Raw genomic sequence first — 24,605 nt, 5'->3', positions numbered from 1 at the left:
TCCAGTGAGTCGGTTCGGGGAGCGGATGAGTTCCGGTGCACGCGCCTGTATGCAGCGGGAACTCAACGCCGCTCGCACCCGACCTCTCACATGCCCGTCCGCAGAGACACAAGGAGAGCCATGGCCGCATCACCCGAGCGCGTTCCCGTAGAGCTGTACGGGACGGACTACAAACGCGACCCCTACCCCTTGTACGCCGAGCTGCGCGAGCGCGGTCCGGTCCACCGGGTGCGGTTTCCGAGCGGGGTGTGCGCCTGGCTCGTCACCGGCTACGAGGCCGCCCACCGGACACTGACCGACACCCGCCTCGGCAAGCACCACTCGCGTGGCAACGCCGCCTGGCGGGCCCGCGCGTCGATCATGCCGGAACCACAGCACTCCCGGCTCCAGGTGCACCTCCTCCACCAGGACCCGCCCGAGCACGCCTCGATGCGCCGGCTGATCACCGACGCCTTCGCCCCACAGCGCGTCGCAGAGCTCCGGCCCCGTTTCCAGGCCATGGCGGATGCGCTGCTCGACACGCTCCCCGGCACCGGCCGGGCCGACCTCGTCGACGCCTTCGCCGCCCGCTTCCCCTTCCAGGTGCTGGCCGAAGTCATCGGCCTGCCGCGGGAGTTCGCCGACCGCTTCGACCGCGACTGGGGCAAGGTCGTACAGCCCGTCGGCCCGCAGGACCCCGGCCGTCCCGCGTACGAGGCGCGGCTGTGCGGGCTTCAGCAGTACATCGCCGACCTCGTCGCCCACAAGCGCGGCGAGCAAGACAACGGCAGTCGGGGTGAGGATCTGCTCTCCCGTCTGGTGGCCGCCCGCGACGACGGACGGCTGAGCCCCGAAGAGCTGGACTCCATGATCTTCCAGCTGCTGGTCGCCGGACAGGAACCGGTCACCAACCAGATCACCACCGCCCTGATCACCCTGCTGCGCCACCCCGAGCACCTCACGGCGCTCGCCGCCCGACCGGAGCTGCTGCCCCGGGCCGTCGAGGAACTGCTGCGCCACGACAGTGCCTTCGAGGTGACGACCTGGCGGTTCTTCGCCGAGGACGCCGAGCTGCACGGGACCCGGATCCCGGCGGGCGACTCCGTGATCGTCTCCCTGTGCGCGGCCAACCGAGACCCCCGGCGGTTCACCGGCGCCGACACGCTGGACTTCGACCGCAGCCCCAACCCGCACCTCGCCTTCGGCCACGGCAGCCACTTCTGTCCCGGCGCCGCGCTCGCCCGCGTCGAACTCCGGATAGCCATCGGCACCCTGCTCCGGCGGCTGCCCGCCCTCCGGCTGGCCGTCCCGGAGGACGAACTCACCTGGATTCCGGCGGTCCTCGCCCGCGGCGTCAACCACCTCCCGGTGGCGTACGGGGACCAACTTCCCGTGGCGTACGGAAACCAACTCCCGGTGGCGTACAGACCTGACGCCGACCGGTCGGGCGGGTGCCCCGTCGCATGACCACCGTGACCCCGCTGACCACCCTGACCCCGCACCGTCCGGCCGGGCGCGCCGACCACGAGGACGTCTGTGCCGCGATCCTCGCCGTGCTCCTGCCGTACCGGCGCACCTTGGACACCACCGACACCCTGGACACCGCTGACACCCGCGGCCCCGCTGACACGTGCCCTCTCGCCCAGGACACTCCCACCCCCGACACTCCCGACGCATTCCCCGCCCAACTGCGGCAGCTCGCCGGGCCGGTGGCGGCGGGCGAACCGATCGTCTTCGTCCTGCCGGGCTTTCCCTGCAAGTCGCCCAACCCGGCCAAGGTCCTGGGTGCCCTCCCCGACGAGGGCGAACGGCAGGCGCTGCGCTTCCTCGACGCCCTGTGCGCCCGCATCACGGCCATCCATCCGCCCGGGGCGCGGCTGGTCATCTGCTCGGACGGGCATGTCTTCAGCGATCTCATCAACGTCCCCGACCGCGACATCGACGCCTACGGCGATGCGCTGCGCTGCGCTCGCTGATCCACGATGCGGACCTCCGCCATCTGGAGATTTTCGACCTGCGGGATGTGTACGGGACCGGCCTGTCGCACGACGCCAAACGGTCCCTCGTCCATGAACGCTACGCCCCGTCCCTGGACACCCTGCGCTCCCGGACCCGCACGGACGAAGCCACCCGGCGGCTCTACCAGGGCATCACCCGGTTCCTCTTCGAGGACACCACCGCCTTCCCCGGCACCCGTTCGGCACGGCAACGCGACTGCCGGCGCCGTGCGTACGGCGTGATCCAGCGCAGCCGCGCCTGGGGCGAGCTGATCGCCGAGCACTGGCCGGAGGCGTTCCGGCTCTCCATTCATCCGCAGCCGCGCGGATCGGCCAGGTTCGGGATCCGGCTGCTCGACTCGCCGGATGTGTGGATGACCCCCTGGCATTCCTCGCTGCTGCAACATACCGATGGACGGCTGGAGTTGATGCGCAGAGCGGACGCCGAGCGACTCGGCCGCCTGGTGGTGCACCAGGGACGACCGAGCCACTTCCTCGCGAGGGAGTGAGGTGGGGCCGGCTGCGCGCTACAGCGAGTGCCGGTGATCGAAGGCGATCAACGGATCGCCGGTCAGCGGGTGTTCGGTCACCGCCGCCCGTACGCCGAACACCTCGGCGAGCAGCTCCGCCGTCAGCACCTCGCGCGGCGTACCGGACGCCACCACCCGCCCTGCGTTCAGTACATGCAGCCGGTCGCACAGGGACGCCGCCGCGTTCAGGTCGTGCAGGGAGATCAGCGTCGTACGGCCCTGGGCGCGCAGCAGGCCGAGCAGCTCCACCTGGTGCCGTACGTCGAGGTGGTTGGTGGGTTCGTCCAGCACCAATACGTCCGGGTCCTGCGCGAATGCCCGTGCCAGCAGGGCGCGTTGGCGTTCGCCGCCGGAGAGCGCGGAGAACCGGCGCGCCTCCTGTCCCGCCATGCCGACGGCGGCCAGTGAGCGGGCCACGAGGTCCCGGTCGTGGCGGTCCTCCCGGGCGAAGGCCCGCTTGTAGGGCGTACGGCCCATCGTCACCACCTCGCGCACGGTCAGCTCGAAGTCGCTGCCGCGCTCCTGCGGCAACGCGGCGACCTGGCGGGCCGCCCGACCGGGTGCCAGTGCGCGGATATCGGCCCCGGCCAGCAGTACCCGGCCGGCTGCGGGCCGCAGATACCGGTAGACGGTCCGCAGCACGCTGGACTTGCCGCTGCCGTTGGGACCGACCAGTCCCGCGATCTCGCCCTCCGCCGCCACCAGATGCACACCCGCGACGACGTTCCGGCCCGCGTAGGCGACTTGCAGGTTCTCGATGTCGATACGCGCGGCGCCGGCGGCCCTGCGTTCCTCGTCCCCCGTCTTCCGCCCCGCGTTCCCTGTCATCAGCGACTCGTCCCCCGCCTTCAGCGCCTCATCCCCGGCCATCAGCGCGCCTCTTCCCCGGCCATCGGTTCCTCGTTCTCGGCCGTCAGCTCGCCGTCTCCGCCGGTCATCCGCCCGCCGCCAGCCGCCGGTCCAGGACGAACAGCAGGGCCGGGGCGCCGATCATCGCCGTGACCACGCCCACCGGGAGTTCCTGGGTGGCCATGGCCGTGCGGCACACCACGTCCACCACGACCAGCAGCAGGGCGCCGGTGAGGGCGGACAGCGGCAGCAGCCGGCGATGATCGCCGCCGACGATCAGGCGGCACAGATGCGGCACCATCAGGCCGACGAAGGCGATCGCCCCGGAAACGGCGACCAGGACGCCGGTCAGCAGGCTGGTCGTCACGAACAGTTCGCGGCGCAGCCGGGTGACGTCCACACCCACCCCGGCGGCCGTTTCGTCGCCCATGAGCAGCGCGTTCAGGGCGCGGGCGCGGGCCTGGAGCGCGAGCAGACCGGCCGCGACCGCGATCGCCGGCAGCCACAGCACGTCCCAGGTCGCCCCGCTCAGGCTGCCCATCAGCCAGAACAGCACGCTGCGGGTCTGTTGTTCGTCCCCGGCCTGCAGCACCAGATAGCTGGTGAACCCGGAAAGGAACTGGCCGATCCCCACCCCGGCCAGCACCAGCCGCAGCGGCGAGAATCCCCCACCCCGCCGTGCCATGAACCACACCAGTGTGAAGGCGGCGAGCGCCCCCGCGAAGGCGGCCGCGGACAGCCCCAGGCCGAGTACCCCGCCGCCGCTCACCCCCAGCACGATCGCGGCGACCGCACCGAGCGAGGCGCCGTTGGAGATGCCCAGCAGATACGGGTCGGCGAGGGGGTTGCGTACCAGGGCCTGGGTCGCGGTGCCCACCACGCCGAGGCCCGCGCCGACGAGTGCCGCCAACAGGGCTCTGGGGACACGGAGTTGCCATACGATGAGGTCGTCGGTGCCCGGCCGGGGCGCCGCGCCGCCCAGTCGGCGGAGCACCACCGACCACACCTCGCCGGGCGGGATGTCCGTGGAGCCGAGGGATACGGCGAGGGTCGACGCCACCGCGAGCGCGGCCGCGAGACCGACGGACAGCAGCCCGGTACGCGCCGTGCGCCGGGAATCAGCCGAGGCGATGGAGTCAAGGGAGTCATGGGAGTCACGGGAGTCCGCCGTCCCCACCGCCCCCACTACCGGGCCGCCTTGAACATGGTCGGGTAGAGCGTGTGCGCGATCTCCTCGACCGCGTCCGCGTTGCCGACGCCGGCGATCGTCGTCTGCTCCGAGCCGATCCGCAGGAACTTCCCGTCCCGTACGGCCTGGAGCCCCTTCGTGGCGGGGAAGCCCTTCAGGAATGCCGCGGCCTCCTCGTACGCCGTGGCGTTGGCCGCCGCGTCGCCCCGGTCGCGCACCCCGAGCTGGATCCAGTCCGGGTCCTTGTCGACCACGTCCTCCCACGAGACGGGCTTGAAGTCGCCGTCGCAGCCGTCGAAGACATTGCGCGCCCCGGCCTGGTTGATCACCGCGTTCGCGACCTGCTTACTGCATACGGCGATCGGCTGCCTGGTCCCGGCGTCGAAGTCGAAGAAGAAGTATCCGGGCCGCTTGTCCCTCGGTACGTCGTCCACGACCTTGCGGACCGCCGCGACCTTCGACCGCATGCCCGCGACCAGTTCCCGGGCCCGCTTCGCCGTCCCGGTCACCGCGCCCAGCCTGGTGATGTCGCCCTCGACACCGGACAGATCCCGCTGCGGTCCCTTGGCCATCGAGGCGCAGGCGGTGGACGCCAGGTAGATGTGCTTGATTCCCGCCGCCTTGAATTCCTCTTCGGTCGGCGCGTCGCCTGCCCCGCGCATGTTCTGCATCGAGGCGAAGGTGTCGATGTAGAGATCGGTTCCCGATCCGAGCAGCTTCTCCTTGGGGATCACGGTTTTCCCCAGCACCGGGACCTTCCGGGCCTGTTCTCCCAGAGAGCCCGGCAACCTGCCCTTCCTGGGCGGGAATCCGGTCCCGACGACCCGGTCGCCCGCGCCCAGCCGCAGCAGCATCTCCAGGGCGGCGGCATTGCTGGTGACGATCTTGCGGGGCGGGGAAGAGAAGGTGGTTTCGGCGCCGTGGCAGTCGGCGACCTTGAGCGGGAAGCCGGCGGTGCCCTTCCCCGAGGTATCCGCCCCCGTACCGCCGCTACCGCCCCCGCACGCGGTCACGGCCCATGCGACGAGCACCGCGACACCACTCATCTTCCAACGGCGCATACCACTTTCTCCCTGCCACTACGACTCACCGGCCGGCCGCCATGACGGCTCTCCGGCCGACGGGCCGCGGTCACGGCCCGGCACAGGTAGTCGGACAGGCCCCGCGTGCGGTTCCCGCCGCGCGTGCCGGTTGTGTGTGGCTCAGGCCAGCTGCCGTCGCACCAGTTCGTGCAGATGGCCGCCGGTGTCGGCGAGCAGTTCGGCCGGCGGGCCCTGTTCGACGACCCGGCCGTCGGACATGACGATCACGCGGTCGGCGTCCATGACCGTGGTCAGCCGGTGGGCGATGACCACCCGGCTGGCGCTCAGTTCGCGGGTGCTCTCGATGACGATGCGCTGGGTCTCGTTGTCCAGGGCGCTGGTGGCCTCGTCGAAGAAGAGGATGCGCGGGCGGCGGACCAACGCCTGGGCGATCATCAGCCGCTGCCGCTGGCCGCCGGAGATCCCGGCACCGCCCGCGATCATGGTGTGCATGCCCATCGGCATCCGCTTGATGTCCTCGGCCAGGCCGGCCATCGCCGCGGCCTGCCACGCCTCCTCCTGGGTGAAGGACTCGGCGCCGCAGATGCAGTCCAGGATCGATCCGGTGAGCGGCTGGGCGTTCTGCAGGACGACCCCGCACTGGCGGCGTACCGCGGCCTGGTCCAGCGCGGACAGGTCCTGGCCGTCGTAGAGCACGCTGCCCGAGGCGGGTTTGTCGAAGCCGATGAGCAGTCGGAGGAGGGTGGACTTGCCGCAGCCGCTGGGGCCGACGATGGCCACGAACTCGCCGGGCCGTACGTGGAGGGAGACATCGTCGAGGACCAACGGGCCGTCGTCGGTGTAGCGGAAGGAGAGTTTGCGGGCCTCCATTCCCCCGGCCAGCGTGCCGGGTTGCGCACTGGCGCCGCGGACCTCCGGCGCCTCGTCGAGGACGGGCTTGATCTGCTCGAACATGGGGAGCGCGGCGGCGGCCGAGACCAGTGCCCCGGAAATCTGGGTGACCGAGGTGAGCAGCATGGTCACGGAGGTGTTGAAGGTCAGGAACGCGGCGGCCGACATACTGCCGCGGGCCGGGCCGGCCAGCAGCATGAACATGGTCAGCGAGGCGAGCGGGAGGTAGACGGCGTCGAGGACGGTAGTGAGGTTCTTGATGCGGCCGGCCCGCTGCTGCATCTCGCGGGAGCGGGCGAACTCCCGGGCCCAGGCGGCGTAGGCGAAGCTCTCGGCCGCGGCGACGCGTAGTTTGGGCAGCCCGCGCAGGGTCTGGAATGCCTGGTTGTTGAGCTTGTGGCTGAGCTTGACCAGCCGCCGCTGCCAACGCAGCTGCCACAGGCCCATCCCGAGGAACACCGCGCCGATGACGATCAGCATGCCGATCGCCGCCAGCGCGAGCGGCACGCTGAAGAGCAGCAGCAGTACGAGGTTCATCGCCCCGACGGTGCTCGCCTGTACGGCCACCGGGCCGACGCCGGACAGCACCCGCCGGATGGCGCTGATGCCCATGGCCGCGCTGGCCAGTTCTCCGGTGGAGCGTTCGGTGAAGAACTTGGTGGGCAGCCGCAACAGCCGGTCCCAGATGGCCGGTTGCAGCGCGCTCTCGATACGGCCCTCCATCCGCAGGACGGTGAGGTTCTGGAGCAGGGTGAAGGCGGCGGTGACAATGCTGGTGATGATGACCGCGAGGGAGACCTGGACGATGAGGCCCTTCTCTGCGGCCGGTACGAACACACCCAGCACCTGGCCGGTCGCGATCGGGACCAGCGCGCCGAGGCCGACGGTCACCAGTCCGCTGAGCGCCAGATTGCGCAGGTCCATCCGGCTGTCGCGGAGGCTGAAGCGCATCAGCCGCCACAGGGACATGGGCCGTTCCGGCAGCGGCCGGTAGAACATCACGGCGCGCGGCTCGAACTCGTCGGCGTTGTCCTTGCCGATGCGTATCCGCAGCCCGGATGCCGGGTTGACCGCCTCGTACCGGCCGCGGCGCCACAGCAGCGCGACGGGGGCGCCGGACTTGGCCCGGTGGCCGACGAGAGGGCCGGTGTTGCTGCGCCACCAGCGGCCGCCGAGCCGGACGGCGCGGGTGCGGATCCGTGAGGCGACGGCGATGCGTTCGACGGGGCTGACCCGATCGTTGACGGTGCCGCCCTTGGGGGGCTCGGTGAGGGTGATCCCGGCCGCCTCGGCGACCCGGCGGCAGACGGCGAAAGTCGTGTCGTCGGTGGCCCGGTCCGCGGTGGACCGCCCGCTGCGGTCCGGTCCGCCGATGGAGGCCAGCAGGGCCTGGTCGGCGCGCTCGCGGACGGCCTCGCCCGCCTTGATCCCGGCCGCCGTACGGTCCTCGTGCGCGCGCTCCAGCTGCTCGATCCAGCGGTCCACCGCGGACAGCAGCCGGTACTGCTGATTGACCATCCGCTGCCAGAGCCCGCCGTCGACCAGCAGATCGCCGACCGCCTCCGCGCTGTACGAGGCGCCGTACTGCACACTGCCGGGCGGGACGGGCATCCAGAGGATGTCGTCGTCGGCCACCGCTTCGTCGGTGGGCCGGCCGTCCAGCGGGGCCTCGAACAGGACGCCCAGGCTGCGGGCGGTGCCGAGCGCGAAGGCGTGCTCCAGCGGGGTCGGCGCCGCGCCCTGCCCGCCATAGGTGTCGTCGTACCCCGTCCCGTAGCCGGTCTCGTACCCGCCCTGATGCCCGGCCCCGTACCCGCCGTACGCCCCGTGATCTCCGTACTCCCCGTATTCGGTGTACTCGGGCCGGGGCAGCTCGCGCAGCGGGATCCGGCGCAGCAGGCAGTCCTGCGCGGGCCTGCCGAGCAGAGTGTGCTGGGGTCCGTCGACCGGGCCGAGCAGCAGCGTCCCGGCTTCGAGCCGGCCGAGGAAGTGCCAGTGGCCCTCCTGGACGGCGTCGACGGCGAAGAGGTCGAGGGATCCGCCGGTGACCAGCCACAGCACATGCGGGCCCTCCAGGGGCACGCTGCGCAGTCCGGTGCAGTCGACGGGCGCGCCGAGGCCGCCCAGCGCGTGCGTCACCGCGTCCCTCTCGCCCGGTCCCAGGACGGCGGACGGGTGTACCGATGACACGTCAGTGCTCCTTGACCAGTTCGGCGTACGCGCCCCCGGCGGCGACCAGGTCCTCGTGCCGGCCACGTTCGACGACCGCGCCGTGGTCCAGGACCACGATCTCGTCGCTGTCGCGGACCGTGCTCAGCCGGTGGGCGATCACCACGCAGGCACAGCCGCGGCGCCGCAGATTGTCGATGATGATCTGTTCGGTCTGTGCGTCCAGGGCGCTGGTCACCTCGTCGAGGACCAGGATGCTGGGTCGCCGGACCAGGGCACGGGCGATCTCCAGCCGCTGCCGCTGCCCGCCGGAGAAGTTGCGGCCGTCCTGTTCGACGCGGCTGTGGATGCCGTCGGGGCGGCGGGCGATGACGTCGTCGTAGAGGGCGGCGTCCTTCAGGGCGGTGATGACGGCGTCGTCCGGTATCGAGGGGTCCCACAGCGCGACGTTGTCGCGGACCGTGCCTTCGAAGAGGAAGACGTCCTGGTCGACGAAGGAGACGGAGGCCGCCAGCGCGCTGCGGGAGATGTCCTCCAGGCGCTGTCCGTCGATGCGGATGGCGCCTTCCCAGGGGGCGTAGAGGCCGGAGATCAGCCGGGAGACGGTGGATTTGCCGCTGCCGGATCCGCCGACCAGGGCGACTTGGCGGCCGGGCCCGACGGACAGGGAGAAGCCGGTGAGCAGGGGTTTGTCCAGCGGGCTGTAGCCGAAGGTGATGTTCTCCAGCGTCACATGGCCCTTGAGCCTGCGGGTGCTGGCGTCGGGTTCCCGGCGCGAGTACAGGGTGTCGACGGGGAAGTTCTCGACGTCCTTGAGCCGGGCGACATCGGCCGCGAAGTCCTGGATGCGGCCGGCGACTCCGTTGAGCCGGGTGATGGGTGCGGTGAAGCGGGTGACCAGGGCCTGGAAGGCGACGAGCAGACCGATCGAGATATGGCCCTCGACGGCCCGGAGTCCGCCGATCCAGAGGATCAGGGCGCTGTTGAGCGTGGCGAGGGTGGGGGCGACGACGGCCAGCCAGGCGCTGGGGACGCCGAGCCGCTGCTGTTCCTCCAGGGTGGTCGCGTGCTGGCCGGCCCAGCGGCGGAAGTAGCCGTTCTCGCCGCCGGTGGCCTTCATGGTCTCGATGAGCTGGAGGCCGGTGTACGAGGTGTTGGTCAGCCGGGCGCTGTCGGCACGCAGCTTCGCGGTGCGGGTGGCGCGCAGCCGGACGACGATGCGCATGGCGACGACGTTGAGCAGGGCGATCCCGACGCCGATGACGGTGAGTTGGGGGTCGTAGGTCCACAGCAGGACGGCGTAGAGGATGACGACGATGCCGTCCACGCCCGCTGCGGCGAGGTCGCGGGCCAGGGTCTCGGCGACCGCGTCGTTGGACTGGAGCCGCTGGACCAGGTCGGCGGGGCTGCGCTGGGAGAAGAAGGTGACCGGCAGCCTGAGCAGATGCCGCAGGAAGCGGGCGCTGCTGAGGGTGGAGGAGATGATGCGGCCGCGCAGCAGGTTGGCCTGCTGCAGGCCGGTGAGTACGGCGGTGAGCGCCACCATCGTGGCCATCGAGGCGAAGAGCGGCCCCAGCAGTGAGGTCTGATGGCCGATCAGGAACATGTCGATGTAGGTACGGCTCAGCGCGGGCACCGCCGCGCCGACCGCGACGAGCAGCAGGCTGGCCAGCAGGGCGGCCAGCAGGGTGCCGGTGGTGCCGCGCACCCTGGCGGGTACGGCGCCCAGGACGCCCGGTTTGCGGCCGCCCTTGCGGAAGGAGTCGGAGGGCTCGAAGACCAGGACGACGCCGGTGAAGCTGGTGTCGAAGTCCTCCATCGCCACGAAGCGGCGCCCCTTGTCGGGGTCGTTGATGTGCACGCCGCGGCGGCCGAACCGGCGGCCCATGCCGTCGTAGACGACGTAGTGGTTGAACTCCCAGAACAGGATGGCCGGGGCCTGCACCTCGGCGAGTGCGGCGGGCTCCATCTGCATGCCCTTGGCCTGCAGACCGTAACTGCGGGCGGCCTTGAGGACGTTGCTGGCCCGGGAACCGTCGCGGGAGACACCGCAGGCGATCCGCAGCTCCTCCAGCGGCACATGCCGCCCGTAGTGGGCGAGGACCATGGCCAGTGAGGCGGCGCCGCATTCCAGGGCCTCCATCTGGAGGACGGTGGGGGTGCGTACGGTCTTCCGCTTCTTGGGCTGGTTCCTGGACTGCTTCTTGGGCTGGTTCCTGGTCTTCTTCGGGGTGTGCGGGGGCGTGTCACGGCGCGCGCGGCGGCGTCCGCTCGGCGCGGCTTCCGGGCGGTGCCGCCCGCGGCCCCCCGCCGGGGGCAGCTGCTGCCGGGGTATGGCGGAATCGTTCGGTGCGGTACCGGAGTGGGGCGCGGTCACGGAAGCAGCCAATCGATCGGATGCTGCTCGGCCAGGCGGACGGCGCCGGTGGCCGGCGTCATGGAGTCGACCGCGTACGGCGGGCCGTCCGAAGAGGACCAGGTGTAGCCGGACTTGGTGCCGGGGGACCGGTCGAGCTGGACGAGTACGGCCACCGGCTGGCCCTTCTGCGAGAACTGCTCGCCGAGCTGGCTGCTGCCCAGGAAGCCGGTGATCTGCCGGCGGGTCTGCACGGTGCGGCCGACCGCTTTCACATGGCCGCGGAGTACGCCGTAGCGCTGGGTCGGCACGGACTGGACGGTGAGGTCGACGGGGGCTCCCACGGGGATGGTGGAGCCGCTGTCGGCCGGTACGTAGAGCGTGGCCAGCAGGGGGTCGTCGGGTTCGGCGACCCGCTCGACGGCGGCCACGTCCGCACCGGTGGTGACGACGGAGCCGATGGTGGCGACCATGGTGGTCAGCCGGCCCGCGGCGAGGGTGCGGACGACGGTGGTGGTGCCCTGGGCGGTGCGGACCTTCAGCACCGGTGTGTTGGCGGGGACCCGCTTGCCCTCTTCCGCGAGTACGGCGGTGACCTGGCCCGATACGGGGCTCTGGAGGACGTAACTGCCCTGGCCGTGGGTGAGGATGCCGGGCGCGCCGAGGGTGGAGGCCACGGTGCCGGTCACCGCCCAGACGGAGGCGGCGATCACCACGACGACCGTGATGATCAGGACCAGCCAGCCCTGGGGCCGGGCGAAACGCACCGGAAGATCGATCTCCTCCGGCGACTGCAGCTTGGAAAGCGCCTGTTGGCGGAACTGCACGACACTCTTCCCTCAACTGCAACGGTCTGTATCAAGAACGGCGCGGCCCCGCTCGGCTCGGCCGTCGGTGCGGAGCCTGTCGGTGCGCGTCCGGGCGACGGTGGCCGCGTGCCCCGGAGGCCCGGCGAAGCCTGGCGATTCCGGGGCACGCGGCCCGGCACGTCGGCAAGGAGGGGTCGCCGACATACCGTCATCACCGTTGGTGCGTGTGCCGCTTCAGTGGCACACGGCCGAATCAGAGGCTGGTGACGATGCCCGTGACGGGGGCGGTGTTCAGACCGGTCGTGCCCTCGACCAGGCCGGTGGCGGTGCCGACGGTGCCGTTGACGTCAACGCCGGTCGCGCCGCTGACCAGACCGGTGGCGGTGCCCAGCGTCTCGTGAACGAGGCCACCGGCCACATTGTCGAGCTCGGCGTCGGCGATTTCCTGGGTCTGGACCTGGGGGGTGGAGTTCATGATGTTTCCCTTCGGAAGAATAACTGTGAAAGGGCTGCGACCGGACAATCCGGCAGGGCAGTCCGGCCGCGCACAGCGGTTGTCGGGCACCCGAAATCGGGAACCCTTGGGCGACTCCCGCAGTGCCAAGGATCAAAGCATGCAGGCGCGTTGCCCTGCCAATCCGACAGTGGCCGATCGGGACCGTGTTTGTCCGCTGAATTACCTGACGTGCACGCACGTCCATGGATTGGTAGCAGCTTCTTCACATCTCCTCCGGTTTCAATTTCCGCCGTCCCGCACATGTGCCGCCAGGAATTGGACATTCCCGCACCAAACCACTTATAAGCAGGTCAGAGCTGCGTGACGGCATGCGGAGTGGTGCCCTCCCTGCGCATTCGATGTGCAGGTTTCTTGAAGACCGGCAACAATCTTTGCGGGGTGTTAGCGGCAAGCGCGAACAGAACCCATACGACGGTTTCCGTCTCGTCGTCGGAGATATTGCGTACTCTTGCAGATATGTGTTTTCCACGGATCTACTGGGCGGTATTGCCGGGAATGCGCAGCGCTTCTCGTTGCGCCATTTCGACGGAAACGTATCGCCGACCCGAACAACGGACATAACCGCATAACAGCCCGGCATCGGATGCGGGGGAAATGGGCGATTTCCCGCCCGCGCCCCGGTACGGTCCGCGATGAACGGCCGTGTACCGCCGGGCGAGGTACCTACGCCCCCTGCGCCCCGCCGAGTCCCAACGGCCTTCGGTGGCAGCCGGTCACGGCGTGCGGCACCGTGGGAGAAGGCTGCCCGTCGGCCCGGGAAGGAGCGGTACGTGGAGCCGGTGGAGGCGCTGGAGCGGATCGCCTTCCTGCTGGAGCGGCAGGGGGCGGTGACCTACCGCGTGCAGGCGTTCCGTACGGCATCGGCGGTGCTCTCCGGGCTGTCCGACGACGAGCTGCGCCACCGCGCGGCGAGCGGCTCGCTCACCCGGCTCAAAGGGCTGGGCCCCAAGACCGGCCGGGTGATCGAAGAGGCGCTCGCCGGGCAGGTCCCCGGCTACCTCTCGCGGCTGGAGGAGGAGGCGGGCGGGCCGCTGGTCGAGGAGGAACGGGGCGCGCGGCTGCGCCGGGCGTTGCGCGGCGACTGCCATCTGCACTCGGACTGGTCGGACGGGGGCAGCCCGGTGGAGGCGATGGCCAGGGCGGCCCGTCACCTCGGCCATGAGTGGTGTGTACTGACCGACCACTCCCCCAGGCTCACCATCGCCCGCGGCCTGACCGCCGACCGGCTGCGCGAGCAGCTGTCGCTGGTGGCGGCGGTGAACGAGCGGCTGGCCCCGTTCCGCCTCCTCACCGGGATCGAATGCGACATCCTCGACGACGGCGGACTCGACCAGGAACCGGAGCTGCTGGCCCAGCTCGATGTGGTGGTCGCGTCGGTGCACTCCACACTGCGCATGGAACCGGCGCCGATGACGCGGCGTCTGCTGACGGCGGTCCGCAATCCGCTCGTCGACGTACTCGGCCACTGCACCAACCGGCAGATCACCGGGACACCGCGGCCGGAGTCGCGCTTCGACGCCGACGAAGTGTTCGCGGCGTGCGCCGAGCACGACACGGCGGTGGAGATCAACTGCCGTCCCGACCGGCTCGATCCGCCGCGCCGTCTGCTGCGGCAGGCGCTCGACGCCGGGACGCTGTTCTCGATCGACAGCGACGCCCACGCGCCGGGGCAACTGGACTGGCAGATCTATGGGTGCGCACGCGCGGAGGAGTGCGGGGTGCCCGCGCACCGGATCGTCAACACCTGGACGGCACGGGAGCTGACGGCGTGGACCGGCACCGGGAGACGTCCGCCGCATGTGGCGTAGGCCGGGCGCCGCACTCACTCTCCCTGCGAGGCGGCCGCCTCCTTGAGGGCCGCCAGCACCGGCCGGAGCAGTGGGTGCTCCTCGGCCCCCCGGCGGACCGCCGCGAAGACGCGGCGGGTCGGCGCCACCCCGTCGACCGGGCGGACCACCACTCCCGTCAGGTCCATCCCGCGCAGCGCGGAGCGTGGGACGAGGGCCACGCCCGCGGCGGCGGAGGCGAGGTGGACCACGGCGCGGAAGTCGTCGGAAGAGTGCTCCAGGCGGGGCTGGAATCCGGCGTACTCGCAGGCCAGGACGACCACATCATGGCAGGGGTTGCCGGGGTACGGGCCGATCCACGGGTCCTTGGCGAGATCGGCCACCGCGACCCGTTCCGCGTCCGCGAGACGGTGGCCGACCGGGACCACCGCGTCGAACGGCTCCGCGTACAGCGGGACCCGGGTCAGCCGGGGGTCGTCCTCGCGCGGCGCGCCCCGGTATTCGACGGCCACCGCCACATCCACCTGCCGGTCGAGGACCATCAGCAGGCTGGCGTCGCCCTCGGCGTCCTGGACGCGGACCCGGATGCCGGGCGAGGAGGCCGCGAGCTCGATGATCGCGGGGGCGACGACCAGCCCGATGCCGGTCGCGAAGGCGGCGACGGTCACCGTGCCGGCCTCGCCCGACCCGTACGCGGCGAGCTCCGACTCGGCGCGCTCCAGCTGGGCGAGGACGGCGTTGGCGTGGAGGAGCAGGATCTCGCCCGCGGCGGTCAGCCGTGCGCCGCGGGCACTGCGCTCCACCAGGCGGTGGCCGGTCTCCTGCTCCAGGGCGGCCAGCTGCTGGGAGACCGCCGAGGGGGTGAGATAGAGCGCGGCGGCCGCGGCGGTGACCGTACGGTGGTCGGCCACCGCGCGCAGGATGTGCAGCCGCCGTGCTTCGATCATGCTTCCAGTCTCGCAGGGCGGCCGCCCCCGGTCTCCCGGTCGGCCCGGCGTCAGCCTCGCAGGGCGCCCCTCGCACTCACGAACGCGTCCACCGCACGGTTGACGTCCTCGGTGGAGTGCGCCGCGGACAGCTGTACGCGGATCCGCGCCTGGCCCTTGGGGACCACCGGGTAGGAGAAGCCGATGACGTACACACCGCGCTCCAGCAGCAGTTCCGCCATCCGGGCCGCCTCGGCCGCGTCGCCGATCATCACCGGGGCGATGGCATGCTCGCCGGGGAGCACGTCGAAGCCCTCCTCGGTCATCCTGGAGCGGAACAGCGCGGTGTTGGCGTTGAGTCGTTCGCGCAGGTCACCCGCCGACTCCAGCAGGTCGAGCACCTTCAGCGAGGCGGCCGCTATCACCGGGGCAAGGGTGTTGGAGAAGAGATACGGGCGGGAGCGCTGGCGCAGCAGGGCGACGATCTCGGCGCGGGCCGCGACATAGCCGCCGGAGGCGCCGCCGAGGGCCTTGCCGAGGGTGCCGGTGATGATGTCGACGCGGTCCATCACGTCGTGCAGCTCCGGGGTGCCGCGGCCGCCAGGGCCGACGAAGCCGACCGCGTGCGAGTCGTCGACCATCACCATGGCGCCGTGGCGGTCGGCGAGGTCGCAGATCTCGCGCAGCGGAGCCAGATAGCCGTCCATGGAGAAGACGCCGTCGGTGACGATGAGGGTGCGGCGGGCACCCTCCGCCTCCTTCAACTGCCGCTCCAGGTCGGCCATGTCGCGGTTGGCGTAGCGGAAGCGGCGGGCCTTGGAGAGCCGGATGCCGTCGATGATGGAGGCGTGGTTGAGGGCGTCGGAGATCACCGCGTCGTCCGGGCCGAGCAGGGTCTCGAAGACGCCGCCGTTGGCGTCGAAGCAGGAGGAGTACAAGATCGTGTCCTCCTGGCCGAGGAAGCCGGAGATGCGTCGCTCCAGCTCCTTGTGGACCTCCTGCGTGCCGCAGATGAAGCGGACCGAGGCGAGGCCGTAGCCCCAGCGGTCGAGCGCCTCGTGGGCGGCCGCGACGACCTCGGGGTGGTCGGCGAGGCCCAGGTAGTTGTTGGCGCAGAAGTTGAGCACCTCGCCGGGGCGGCCGCCGGCGGTGACCTCGACGGTCGCGGACTGCGGGGTGCCGATGACGCGCTCGGGCTTGTGCAGGCCGGCGGCGCGGATCTCGTCGAGGGTGGCGCGGAGGTCGTTGCGCACTGAGTCGAACACAGGGGCTCCTATGGGTGCGAAGGGGCCGGGGCGATCCGGACGGAGAGGGGGGATCCGAGAAGGATGAGGGGCGTCAGGCGGCCCAGTAGGATCGTCAGGCACTCCAGTCCAAGATGACCTTGCCGCTGCGGCCGCTCGCCGCGTCGTCGAAGGCGGCCTCGAATTCCTGGTACGGGTAGCGGCCGGTGACCACGGGAGCGAGGTCGAGACCGCCTTCGAGCAGGACCGACATCGCGTACCAGGTCTCGAACATCTCCCGGCCGTAGATGCCCTTGATGGTGATCATGGAGGTGACGATCCGGGACCAGTCGACGGGGAACTCCTGGGACGGCAGCCCGAGGACCGCGATCCGGCCGCCGTGCGTCATGTTGGCGATCATGTCGCGCATCGCCTCGGGCCGGCCGGACATCTCCAGGCCGATGTCGAAGCCCTCGCGCAGGCCCAGTTCGCGCTGGCCGTCCGCGATGGAGGTCTCGGCGACGTTCAGGGCGAGGCTGACGCCGACCTTGCGGGCGAGTGCCAGGCGCGGTTCGCTGACGTCCGTGATCACGACATGGCGGGCGCCCGCGTGCCGGGCGACGGCCGCCGCCATGATCCCGATCGGTCCGGCGCCGGTGATCAGTACGTCCTCGCCGACCAGCGGAAACGACAGCGCGGTGTGCACGGCGTTGCCGAACGGGTCGAAGACGGCGGCGATGTCCAGGTCGACAGGGACCCGGTGCACCCACACGTTGGCGGCCGGCAGCGTCACATACTCGGCGAACGCGCCGTCCCGGCCGACGCCGAGGCCGACCGTGGCCCGGCACAGATGCCGCCGCCCGGCCAGACAGTTGCGGCACGTCCCGCAGACGAGGTGTCCCTCGCCGCTGACCAGATCGCCGGCCCGTACCCCGGTCACATCGCGGCCGGTCTCCACGACCTCCCCGACGAATTCATGACCGACCGTCAGCGGCGTGCCGATGCTCTGCCGGGCCCAGCCGTCCCAGGCGCGGATGTGCAGATCCGTCCCGCAGATGCCGGTGCGCAGCACCTTGATCAGTACGTCGCCCGCGCCGACGGCCGGCTCCGGCACGTCCGTGAGCCACAGTCCGGGCTCCGCCTTCTGCTTGACCAGTGCCTTCAACGCGACGGCTCCCGTACGTAAGAGTGCTGTGACGTCACGGGGGCCGTCCCGGCCGCCCGATCTCCGGCAGAGAATCTTCCGTACGGAGGCCGTCCGGTCCATCGAGGTTTTCTTAACCACGGTCACAGCTGCCCTTTACGCCCCGAGGGCCCGCGAGTGTAAACGGTCGCCGCACGGAGCGCCGGAATTCATCACACCTTGAGTGGCCGTGAGACCGGGGTGGGGCGGGCTGCGTAGGACTGAGTGGCAACAGCGCACGGGGCGCCTGGGTTGGCGCTCCGTCCACCCCGTGCAGCGCACGGGCGCCTGGGCCGGGCTCCGTGCACCCCTATACAGCGCACGGGCGCCTGGGCCGGGCTCCGTGCACCCCATGCAACGCACGGGGCGCCCGAGTGGTGCACCGCCCGCTCCCGTGCGCTTCCTGTGTGTCCCAGCTGGAGGTCAGTGAATTGAGCCACCGACATGTGAACAAGAGGACCGGCGCCATCGCCGGAGCCTCCGCGGCCGCCATCGCGGCAGCGGCGATCCTGCTCCCCAACGCCAACGCCAGTACCGACAAGCCGGCCCTGCGGACCTTCACCGCCCAGTCGGCGACGCAGCTCGCGACGGCCCTGAAGACGGATCTCGGGGACCAGGGCGCCGGCTGGTACCTGGACGGCAAGAGCGGCCATCTGGTCATGAACGTCCTGTCGGAGGACGACGCGGAGAGCGTCACCGCGAAGGGGGCCGTCGCCAGGGTCGTCCGGCACAGCATGACCGCGCTGAAGGCCGGTACGCGGACGCTGCGCGAGACCGCCACGGTGCCCGGCACCGCGTGGTCCATCGACCCGAAGACGAACAGGATCGTGGTGATCGCCGACAGAACGGTCACCGGCGCGAAGATGGCCGCCCTCACCAAGGCCACCGGCGGGATGGGCGACCTGGTGACGGTCAAGCGGTCCGCGGGCGAGTTCAAGCGCTACGACGGCGGGGGACTCGGCAACGGCGGGGGGCTCGGCAACGGCGGGGGGCTCGGCAACGGCAACGAAGGCGGGATCGGGCAGCAAGGGGCCGGTGGAGCCGGTGCGGCCGGTGGCACGGGCGAAAACGGCGGGGCCGGTACGGCCGGTGGCGCGGGCGAGAACGGTGGAGCCGGTGCGGCCGGTGGCACGGGCGAGAACGGCGGGGCCGACGGCGGTGCGGGCGACGGCGGTGCGGGCGACGGCGGTGGCGCGGCCGCCGGGCCGATCGGCGGCAGTGCGATCTTCGGTGGTAACGCGCGCTGTTCACTGGGCTTCAACGTGACGGTCGACGGCGCGCCGGCCTTCCTCACGGCGGGTCATTGCGGCAACGACTCCCCGACCTGGTCGGCCGATCAGGCGGGCAGCCAGCCGCTGGGCACCGTCCAGGACTCCCAGTTCCCCAAGACCGACTTCGCCCTGGTCACCTACGACGACCCGAACGCCCGGCCGGAGAGCGCGGTCGACCTGCAGAACGGCAGCACCCAGCGGATAACCCGGGCCGAGAAGGCCGCCGTGGGCATGAAGGTGCAGCGCTCGGGCAGCACCACGGGACTGGCGGACGGCACCGTCACCGGACTCGACGCGACGGTGAACTACGGCAACGGAGACATCGTCAACGGCCTCATACAGACGGATGTGTGCGCGGAGCCCGGCGACAGCGGAGGCGCGATGTTCTCCGGCGAGTCGGCCGTGGGGCTGACCTCCGGCGGCAGTGGCGACTGCTCCCAGGGCGGCGAGACGTTCTTCCAGCCGGTGACCGACGCGCTGGCGGCCACGGGTGCCGAGATCGGTGCCGGCGGGGGCGGCGACGCCGCCGCGGGCGGTGCGGTCGCGGGTGCCGGGGACCCTGGTGACGGCGGCGCCGCGGACGCCGGCGCCGGTGCCGGGGAGCCCGGCACGGGCACCGAAGAGCCCGGTACGGAGGACGCCGGTGCGGGAATAGGGGACGCGGGAGCGGGTGGCGATCCCGGTATGAACGGTGCCGGGTCGCTGAACTGACCGCGTACGAGTTCGTCGAACCGACCGCGTGCGAGCCAGTACGAGCCATACGAAGCCGCACGAGCCCTGCGTGGCAGCCGAATTGACTGGGCGTCAGCGGTCCCGTCGGCCCTCAACGGCGAAGGAGGACGGGACCGCTGGCAGTACGGGTCCGGCAGCGCCGCTACGGCATCAACGAGTCGTACGCGGAGCTGAGCGGCCTGTCCCCCGGAGTGGTCAAGTGCCCCTATTTTCAGGAAGGGTGTTGCCGGGGCGCTTCCGTGACGGTGAAGAGGCCGCCGTCCGGGTCACGTATGACGGCCTGTCGTGCCGCTGCGCGCCCCTGCTCCGGTGCCGGTTCCACGGGCAGGACGGTGCCGCCGGAGGCCATGGCCGCCGAGGTCACCACATCGATGTCACGGACCGGGAAGTGGACGTGCCACTGGGGGCGGATACGCGGGTCGGGGGCGGCCTCGACGGCGCCGCCGCGCAGCGCGGCGACCGTGTGGCCGCCGTCGCGCACGATGACCTGCTCGTCCTCGTACGTCACATCGACGCCGCCCGGCTCCCCGGCGGCCCAGCCGAAGACCTCCGCGTAGAAGATGGCGGCGGCGAACGCGTCCCGGGTGCGCAGTTCCAGCCACGCCGGCGCATTGCCCCGCCCGACCGACCAGGGCAGGGTCTGCCCCTCCCAGAAGCCGAAGGCCGCGCCGTGCGGGTCGGCGGCGAGGGCGGCGCGGCCGGGGCCTATGCGGAGCGGTCCGACGGCGACCGTCGCGCCGCGCTCGCGGATCCGGGCCGCGGTGGCGTCCGCGTTGTCGACGGCGAAGTAGGCGGTCCAGGCGACCGCGACCTGAAGGTTCGGAACGACCGCGCCGATGCCCGCGACGGGCTGGCCGTCGGACATCGCGACGGTGAACTCCTCCCCCAGCGCGGCCGGGCGGAAGGTCCAGCCGAGGACCGTGGCGTAGAAGTCCTGCGCGGCCCCGAGGTCGCGGGCCAGCAGGCTGACCCAGCACGGAGCGCCGCGGTGCGGAACAGGGGTGGGGCGTTCGGCCGACATGGCTGCCTCCTGTGCTCAGCGCCCCTTCCCACTCTGCCAGCGCGGAGGCGGGGCCGCACAAGGGCGGCAGGGCACGGTTCGCGGTTGTGCCCGTCTTGTTCCGGCTCGATGCTGTAACTACCGGACCGGCTGGATTGAGGCCATGAACGCATGGGACGCGGCGGAGAGCGCCGACTTCCGTGGCCCCCTCGACGTCACCAGGGCGGCCACCGCGGTTCTGGACGCCCATGGCCGGGTCATCGGCTGGAGCGCGGCCGCCGAGCGGCTGCTCGGCTACTCCTCGCAGGACATCGTCGGGCAGCATGTCGATACCTTCCTGCCGCCCGGTCCGGTGCCCGTCGCAGGGTCGCCCCCGGCCCCGTTCAGCGGCAGCGAGGCCCGTACGGCGCGGCATCGGGACGGCCGGCTGCTGCGGGTGGCGACGACGACCTGTCCACTGACCGCGGCCGGCGGCGACGCGGGGACGGCGCCCGCGCGGGTGCTCGTGGCGGCCGCGCTGGACGGTCTGCGGGTGTGGGAGTCCCGGCAGTCGATGCTGCACGGACTGGCCACCCAGTCCCCGCTGGGCCTGGCCATCTATGACACCGATCTGCGGCTGACCTGGTTCAACGCGACCTACGCCCGGGAGGTCGGGCTGCCGCTGCGAGCACTCCTCGGCAAGCGGGCCGAGGACCTGTATCCGACCGGTGAGTTCGTCTCGGAGGGGTATCCGACGACGCTGCGCGCGGTGATGGGACGGGTGCTGTCCACCGGTGAATCAATGCTCGATCTGCACTTCGTCGGCTGTCTGCCGACCGATCCGGGCACCGAACACGTCTGGTCCTGCTCCTATTACCGGCTGCAGGACGCCGACGGGCGGGTGCTCGGGGTGTGCGAGGACGCCTTCGACATCACCGACCGCTACCAGGCGCAGCGCCGGCTCAACCTCCTGGTGGAGGCCGGTACCCGGATCGGCACCACGCTCGATATGACGGTCACCGCCCGGGAGATCACCGAGGTGGCGGTGCCGGATTTCGCGGCCGCGGTCACCGTGGACCTGGTGCAGTCCGTGCTGGAGGGCGAGGAGCCGGAACCCGGCGAGGGCGCCGTGCCCGCCCTGGTCCGTGTCGCGTCCCGCTCCGTCCACGTGCCCGACGACCCGCGCACGGGTGCCGGGACGGCGCCCGCCGGGCCGCACCCCGCCCCGTACCGGGTCGACTACCCGCCCGGCTCGCTCCAGTACCGCAGCCTCTCCTCCGGCGGCAGGGTGCGTTCGGAGAGCACCATGGTCGTGCCGATGCGGTCCGGGCACACCCTGCTGGGGTTGGTGACCTTCGTGCGCGGCACGCTTCCGTCCGTCTTCGACAGCGGAGAGATCGATCTCGCCGACGAGCTGGTCACCCGTACCGCGGTCTGCCTCGACAACGCCCGCCGCTTCGCCCGCGAGCACGCCGCCGCACTGACCCTCCAGCGCAATCTGCTGCCGCAGCACCTGCCGACACAGTCCGCGGTCGATCTGGCCTACCGCTACCTGCCGAGCGACAACCGGGCCGGCGTCGGCGGCGACTGGTTCGACGTCATCGGGCTGTCCGGCACCCGGGTCGGGCTGGTCGTCGGGGATGTGGTCGGCCATGGCCTCCAGGCGGCGGCCACGATGGGGCGGCTGCGTACGACGGTGCGCGCGCTCGCCGCGCTGGATCTCTCCCCCGATGAGCTGCTGAGCCGACTGGACGACCTGGTGGGGCCGTCCGCGAAAGGGCAGCCGACCACCCTCGGCACCGGCGGCGGCCCGGACGACGCGGCCACCGGCGTGACCTGCCTCTATGCCGTCTACGACCCGGTTTCGCGGTGCTGCACCATGGCGCGGGCCGGGCATCTGCCGCCGGCCGTCGTCGACCCCGAGGGGGGTATGTACTTCCCGGAGCTGCCGCCGGGACCACCGCTGGGGCTGGGCGGTCTGCCCTTCGAGTCCCTGGAGGTCGAGCTGCCGGTGGGCAGCCTGGTGGCGCTGTTCACCGACGGGCTGGTGGAGGCGCGCAGCCGGGATATCGACGTCGGGCTGGCGACCCTGGGCCGGGTGCTCGGCGATCATCACCGACCGCTGGAGGAGCTGTGCGACCACGCGCTGGCGGAGCTGCTGCCCGACGGGAAGGCGCCGGACGACTCGGCGCTGCTGCTGGTGCGCACCCGCGAGCTGGACGCCCGGCAGGTCGCGGCCTGGGAGCTGCCCGCCGAGCCGACCGCCGTGGGCACGGCCCGCGAGCTGGCCACCGGGCAGTTGCGGGAATGGGGGCTGGAGGAGCTGTCGTACGCGACGGAACTCACGGTCAGCGAGCTGGTCACCAACGCCGTCCGGCATGCCGCCGGGCCGCTGCATCTGCGTCTGCTGCGGGATCTGACCCTGCTGACCGAGGTCTCGGACACCGGCCACACCTCGCCCCACCTGCGCCACGCCGCGAGTGACGACGAGGGCGGGCGGGGGCTGTTCATCGTCGCGCAGCTCGTCCAGCGCTGGGGCACGCGCTACACGCCGCACGGCAAGACGATCTGGACCGAGCAGGCGTTCCCGCCGAGCTATCCGGGGGCGCCGCGCCCGGTCGGCTGACCGGCCCGGAGAGATTCGCCCGGAACCCCGGAGCGACGGGCCCGGAAAGACGGCCCCGGAGGGAGCGGGCCGTCGCACATCGTGCGGGTGTTCGGAGGCGGCCTCATGATGGAACAAAGCAGCCGTCCCAGGGGACGCGGCGGGCGCGGAAAGAGGAGGATCTGTGACGACGAACAGCACGGAGAGTTCGGACGAACGACAGCGGCCGCAGCGGCCGGCGGAGCTCTTCACCGGCAGCGAGCGGCCTTATGACCCGGAGGACCTGGTGAAGGCTTCCGGGCGCGAGCCCACACCCGCGAGCATCGAATGGGCCAGACGGCTCATCGCCGAGGAAGGGCCCGGCGTCATCGAGCGGTATCTGCCGTGAGGGTCCCGAGAGCCGACACCTGAGGGAGGAGAAAGGCCCGCCGCCCGGGTGCCGTACCGGTGCGTGACGGCGCCGCGGGCCGCGGGCTTCCGCGGCCCGCTGTCGCGTGGCCCGGCGGCGGGTCCGTGGGGGTCTCCGGCGCGGGCGCCGAGCGGATGCGAGGCCGAACGAAGGGGTCGGCATGAGCGAGCACAGCGAGGCTTCGGCATGAGCGAGCGTCGCGAGCGAATCATGGGAGGGTGCGCGCCTCGCGAATGCGAGGCCGAGCGGAGCGAGGCTTCGGCATGAGTGCCGTGCCCGTCTTCCTCTACCACTCGGTGAGCGACGATCCCGCCGCGTGGATCGCCCCCTATGCGGTGACGCCGCGGGTCTTCGCCGAGCAGCTCGACCGGATCGCCGACGCCGGGCTCACCGTGGTGCCGCTGCGGCGGCTGGTCGACGCGATGCGGGGCGGCCCGCCGCTGCCGGCCCGCTGCGCCGTGCTCACCTTCGACGACGGGTTCGCCGACTTCTACTCGGCGGTGACGCCGCTGCTCACCGACCGTTCGCTGCCCGCGACGGTGTTCGTCACCACCGGTGCCGTCCCCGCGCCCGACGGCCGCCCCGAAGGCAGTCTGCTGCCGCCCGCCCGCATGCTCTCCTGGCGCCAGATCGCCACCCTCGACGCCCTGGGCTTCGACATCGGCGGACACTCCGCCACGCATGCGCAGCTGGACACCCTGCCCGCCCGGCAGGCATGGCACGAGATCGTCGACAACAAGCGGCAGCTGGAGGACGCGCTCGGCCACCGGGTCCACGCCTTCGCCTACCCGCACGGCTATTCCAGCGCCGCCGTCCGCCGCGCCGTACAGAAGGCCGGCTGGACGTCGGGATGCGCCATCCGCAACGCGTTCAGCGCCGTCACCGACGAGCCGCTGCGTATCGCCCGCCTGTTGGTGCGCGCCGACACCTCGCCGGAGCGCTTCACACGGTGGACGCTCGGCATGGGCGCGCCTGCCGCGCCGCTGCCCGAATCCCTCCAGACGAAAGGCTGGCGGCTGTACCGCAGGGCCCGCGCGCGGCTCGGCCACCCGGTCGACGGCCCGCCGGGCCCCGGTGCGATGCCCTGAGCTCGCTGCCGGACGCCGTGAGGTCGTCGCCGGTGCCATGCGCCGTCAGCGCGACCATGTCCCGTATCCGGTG

General features: G+C 71.6%; 19 protein-coding genes. 8 read left to right on the top strand and 11 right to left on the bottom strand.

Annotated elements, in window-relative coordinates:
• The first annotated feature begins 120 nt into the window (after nucleotides 1–120).
• The 3 genes from K9S39_RS38395 to K9S39_RS42555 are packed head-to-tail and all read left to right on the top strand — an operon-like array spanning nucleotide 121 to nucleotide 2,485.
• Nucleotides 121–1,446, top strand: coding sequence for a cytochrome P450 family protein (locus tag K9S39_RS38395; RefSeq protein WP_248867907.1), 1,326 nt, complete (start codon nucleotides 121–123; stop codon nucleotides 1,444–1,446).
• Nucleotides 1,443–1,955: an L-tyrosine/L-tryptophan isonitrile synthase family protein gene (locus tag K9S39_RS42560; protein ID WP_319949615.1), complete on the top strand. Its 513-nt coding sequence runs from the start codon at nucleotides 1,443–1,445 to the stop codon at nucleotides 1,953–1,955. Before K9S39_RS38395 ends, K9S39_RS42560 begins: the two co-directional genes overlap by 4 nt.
• 47 nt (nucleotides 1,956–2,002) lie before the next feature.
• Entirely contained in the window at nucleotides 2,003–2,485 is a 483-nt protein-coding gene (locus K9S39_RS42555; RefSeq protein ID WP_319949614.1) for an L-tyrosine/L-tryptophan isonitrile synthase family protein, read from the top strand.
• Nucleotides 2,486–2,503: 18 nt separating this feature from the next.
• Here K9S39_RS42555 and K9S39_RS38385 read toward each other — a convergent pair whose 3' ends face one another.
• The 7 genes from K9S39_RS38385 to K9S39_RS38355 form a co-directional block, all read right to left on the bottom strand.
• A complete protein-coding gene (locus K9S39_RS38385) occupies nucleotides 2,504–3,334 on the bottom strand; it encodes an ABC transporter ATP-binding protein (protein ID WP_248869169.1) in 831 nt (276 codons plus the stop codon).
• A gap of 106 nt (nucleotides 3,335–3,440) precedes the next feature.
• The gene (locus K9S39_RS38380) at nucleotides 3,441–4,487 is read right to left on the bottom strand and encodes a FecCD family ABC transporter permease (RefSeq protein WP_248869168.1); all 1,047 of its coding nucleotides are present in this window, start codon (nucleotides 4,485–4,487) and stop codon (nucleotides 3,441–3,443) included.
• Between the two features lie 53 nt (nucleotides 4,488–4,540).
• On the bottom strand, nucleotides 4,541–5,605 hold the full coding sequence (locus tag K9S39_RS38375) for an ABC transporter substrate-binding protein (RefSeq protein ID WP_248867906.1): 1,065 nt from the start codon (nucleotides 5,603–5,605) through the stop codon (nucleotides 4,541–4,543).
• A 141-nt stretch (nucleotides 5,606–5,746) separates the two neighbouring features.
• Nucleotides 5,747–8,668: an NHLP bacteriocin export ABC transporter permease/ATPase subunit gene (locus K9S39_RS38370; RefSeq protein WP_248867905.1), complete on the bottom strand. Its 2,922-nt coding sequence runs from the start codon at nucleotides 8,666–8,668 to the stop codon at nucleotides 5,747–5,749.
• Nucleotide 8,669: 1 nt separating this feature from the next.
• A complete protein-coding gene (locus K9S39_RS38365) occupies nucleotides 8,670–11,036 on the bottom strand; it encodes an NHLP family bacteriocin export ABC transporter peptidase/permease/ATPase subunit (protein ID WP_406708089.1) in 2,367 nt (788 codons plus the stop codon).
• Nucleotides 11,021–11,830, bottom strand: coding sequence for an HlyD family efflux transporter periplasmic adaptor subunit (locus tag K9S39_RS38360; protein WP_248867904.1), 810 nt, complete (start codon nucleotides 11,828–11,830; stop codon nucleotides 11,021–11,023). Before K9S39_RS38360 ends, K9S39_RS38365 begins: the two co-directional genes overlap by 16 nt.
• Before the next feature lie 235 nt (nucleotides 11,831–12,065).
• A complete protein-coding gene (locus K9S39_RS38355) occupies nucleotides 12,066–12,287 on the bottom strand; it encodes a type A2 lantipeptide (protein ID WP_248867903.1) in 222 nt (73 codons plus the stop codon).
• An 812-nt stretch (nucleotides 12,288–13,099) separates the two neighbouring features.
• Between K9S39_RS38355 and K9S39_RS38350 the strand changes: the two genes are divergently transcribed.
• Nucleotides 13,100–14,137, top strand: coding sequence for a PHP domain-containing protein (locus K9S39_RS38350; protein WP_248867902.1), 1,038 nt, complete (start codon nucleotides 13,100–13,102; stop codon nucleotides 14,135–14,137).
• A gap of 14 nt (nucleotides 14,138–14,151) precedes the next feature.
• On the opposite strand, the gene K9S39_RS38345 is transcribed toward K9S39_RS38350, so the two are convergent.
• The 3 genes from K9S39_RS38345 to tdh all read right to left on the bottom strand — a co-directional run bounded on the left by K9S39_RS38345 (nucleotide 14,152) and on the right by tdh (nucleotide 17,430).
• Complete coding sequence (locus K9S39_RS38345; protein WP_248867901.1) at nucleotides 14,152–15,063, bottom strand: LysR family transcriptional regulator; 912 nt, start codon at nucleotides 15,061–15,063, stop codon at nucleotides 14,152–14,154.
• 50 nt (nucleotides 15,064–15,113) lie between these two features.
• The gene (locus tag K9S39_RS38340; protein ID WP_248867900.1) at nucleotides 15,114–16,307 is read right to left on the bottom strand and encodes a glycine C-acetyltransferase; all 1,194 of its coding nucleotides are present in this window, start codon (nucleotides 16,305–16,307) and stop codon (nucleotides 15,114–15,116) included.
• A 94-nt stretch (nucleotides 16,308–16,401) separates the two neighbouring features.
• A complete protein-coding gene (tdh, locus tag K9S39_RS38335; protein WP_248869166.1) occupies nucleotides 16,402–17,430 on the bottom strand; it encodes an L-threonine 3-dehydrogenase in 1,029 nt (342 codons plus the stop codon).
• 464 nt (nucleotides 17,431–17,894) lie between these two features.
• On the opposite strand from tdh, the gene K9S39_RS38330 reads away from it, so the two are divergent.
• Nucleotides 17,895–19,430: a S1 family peptidase gene (locus tag K9S39_RS38330; protein WP_248867899.1), complete on the top strand. Its 1,536-nt coding sequence runs from the start codon at nucleotides 17,895–17,897 to the stop codon at nucleotides 19,428–19,430.
• Between the two features lie 232 nt (nucleotides 19,431–19,662).
• Here K9S39_RS38330 and K9S39_RS38325 read toward each other — a convergent pair whose 3' ends face one another.
• The gene (locus K9S39_RS38325; RefSeq protein ID WP_248867898.1) at nucleotides 19,663–20,472 is read right to left on the bottom strand and encodes a VOC family protein; all 810 of its coding nucleotides are present in this window, start codon (nucleotides 20,470–20,472) and stop codon (nucleotides 19,663–19,665) included.
• A 142-nt stretch (nucleotides 20,473–20,614) separates the two neighbouring features.
• Here K9S39_RS38325 and K9S39_RS38320 point away from each other — a divergent pair, with 142 nt between their 5' ends.
• From K9S39_RS38320 to K9S39_RS38310, 3 genes are all read left to right on the top strand, one after another.
• Nucleotides 20,615–23,056 (top strand): SpoIIE family protein phosphatase, encoded by a 2,442-nt coding sequence (locus K9S39_RS38320; RefSeq protein WP_248867897.1) that lies wholly within the window; start codon nucleotides 20,615–20,617, stop codon nucleotides 23,054–23,056.
• A gap of 163 nt (nucleotides 23,057–23,219) precedes the next feature.
• Nucleotides 23,220–23,423, top strand: a complete 204-nt coding sequence (locus K9S39_RS38315; protein ID WP_248867896.1) for a hypothetical protein — start codon at nucleotides 23,220–23,222, stop codon at nucleotides 23,421–23,423.
• A gap of 284 nt (nucleotides 23,424–23,707) precedes the next feature.
• Nucleotides 23,708–24,532 carry a polysaccharide deacetylase family protein gene (locus K9S39_RS38310; RefSeq protein ID WP_248867895.1) on the top strand — a complete coding sequence of 275 codons (825 nt, stop codon included), beginning with the start codon at nucleotides 23,708–23,710 and terminating at the stop codon, nucleotides 24,530–24,532.
• Nucleotides 24,533–24,605: the final 73 nt, after the last annotated feature.

The organism is Streptomyces halobius (assembly GCF_023277745.1).
Classification (GTDB): domain Bacteria; phylum Actinomycetota; class Actinomycetes; order Streptomycetales; family Streptomycetaceae; genus Streptomyces; species Streptomyces halobius.
Note: the sequence above shows the minus strand (reverse complement) of the source record. Positions and strands in the feature narration are given on the sequence as shown.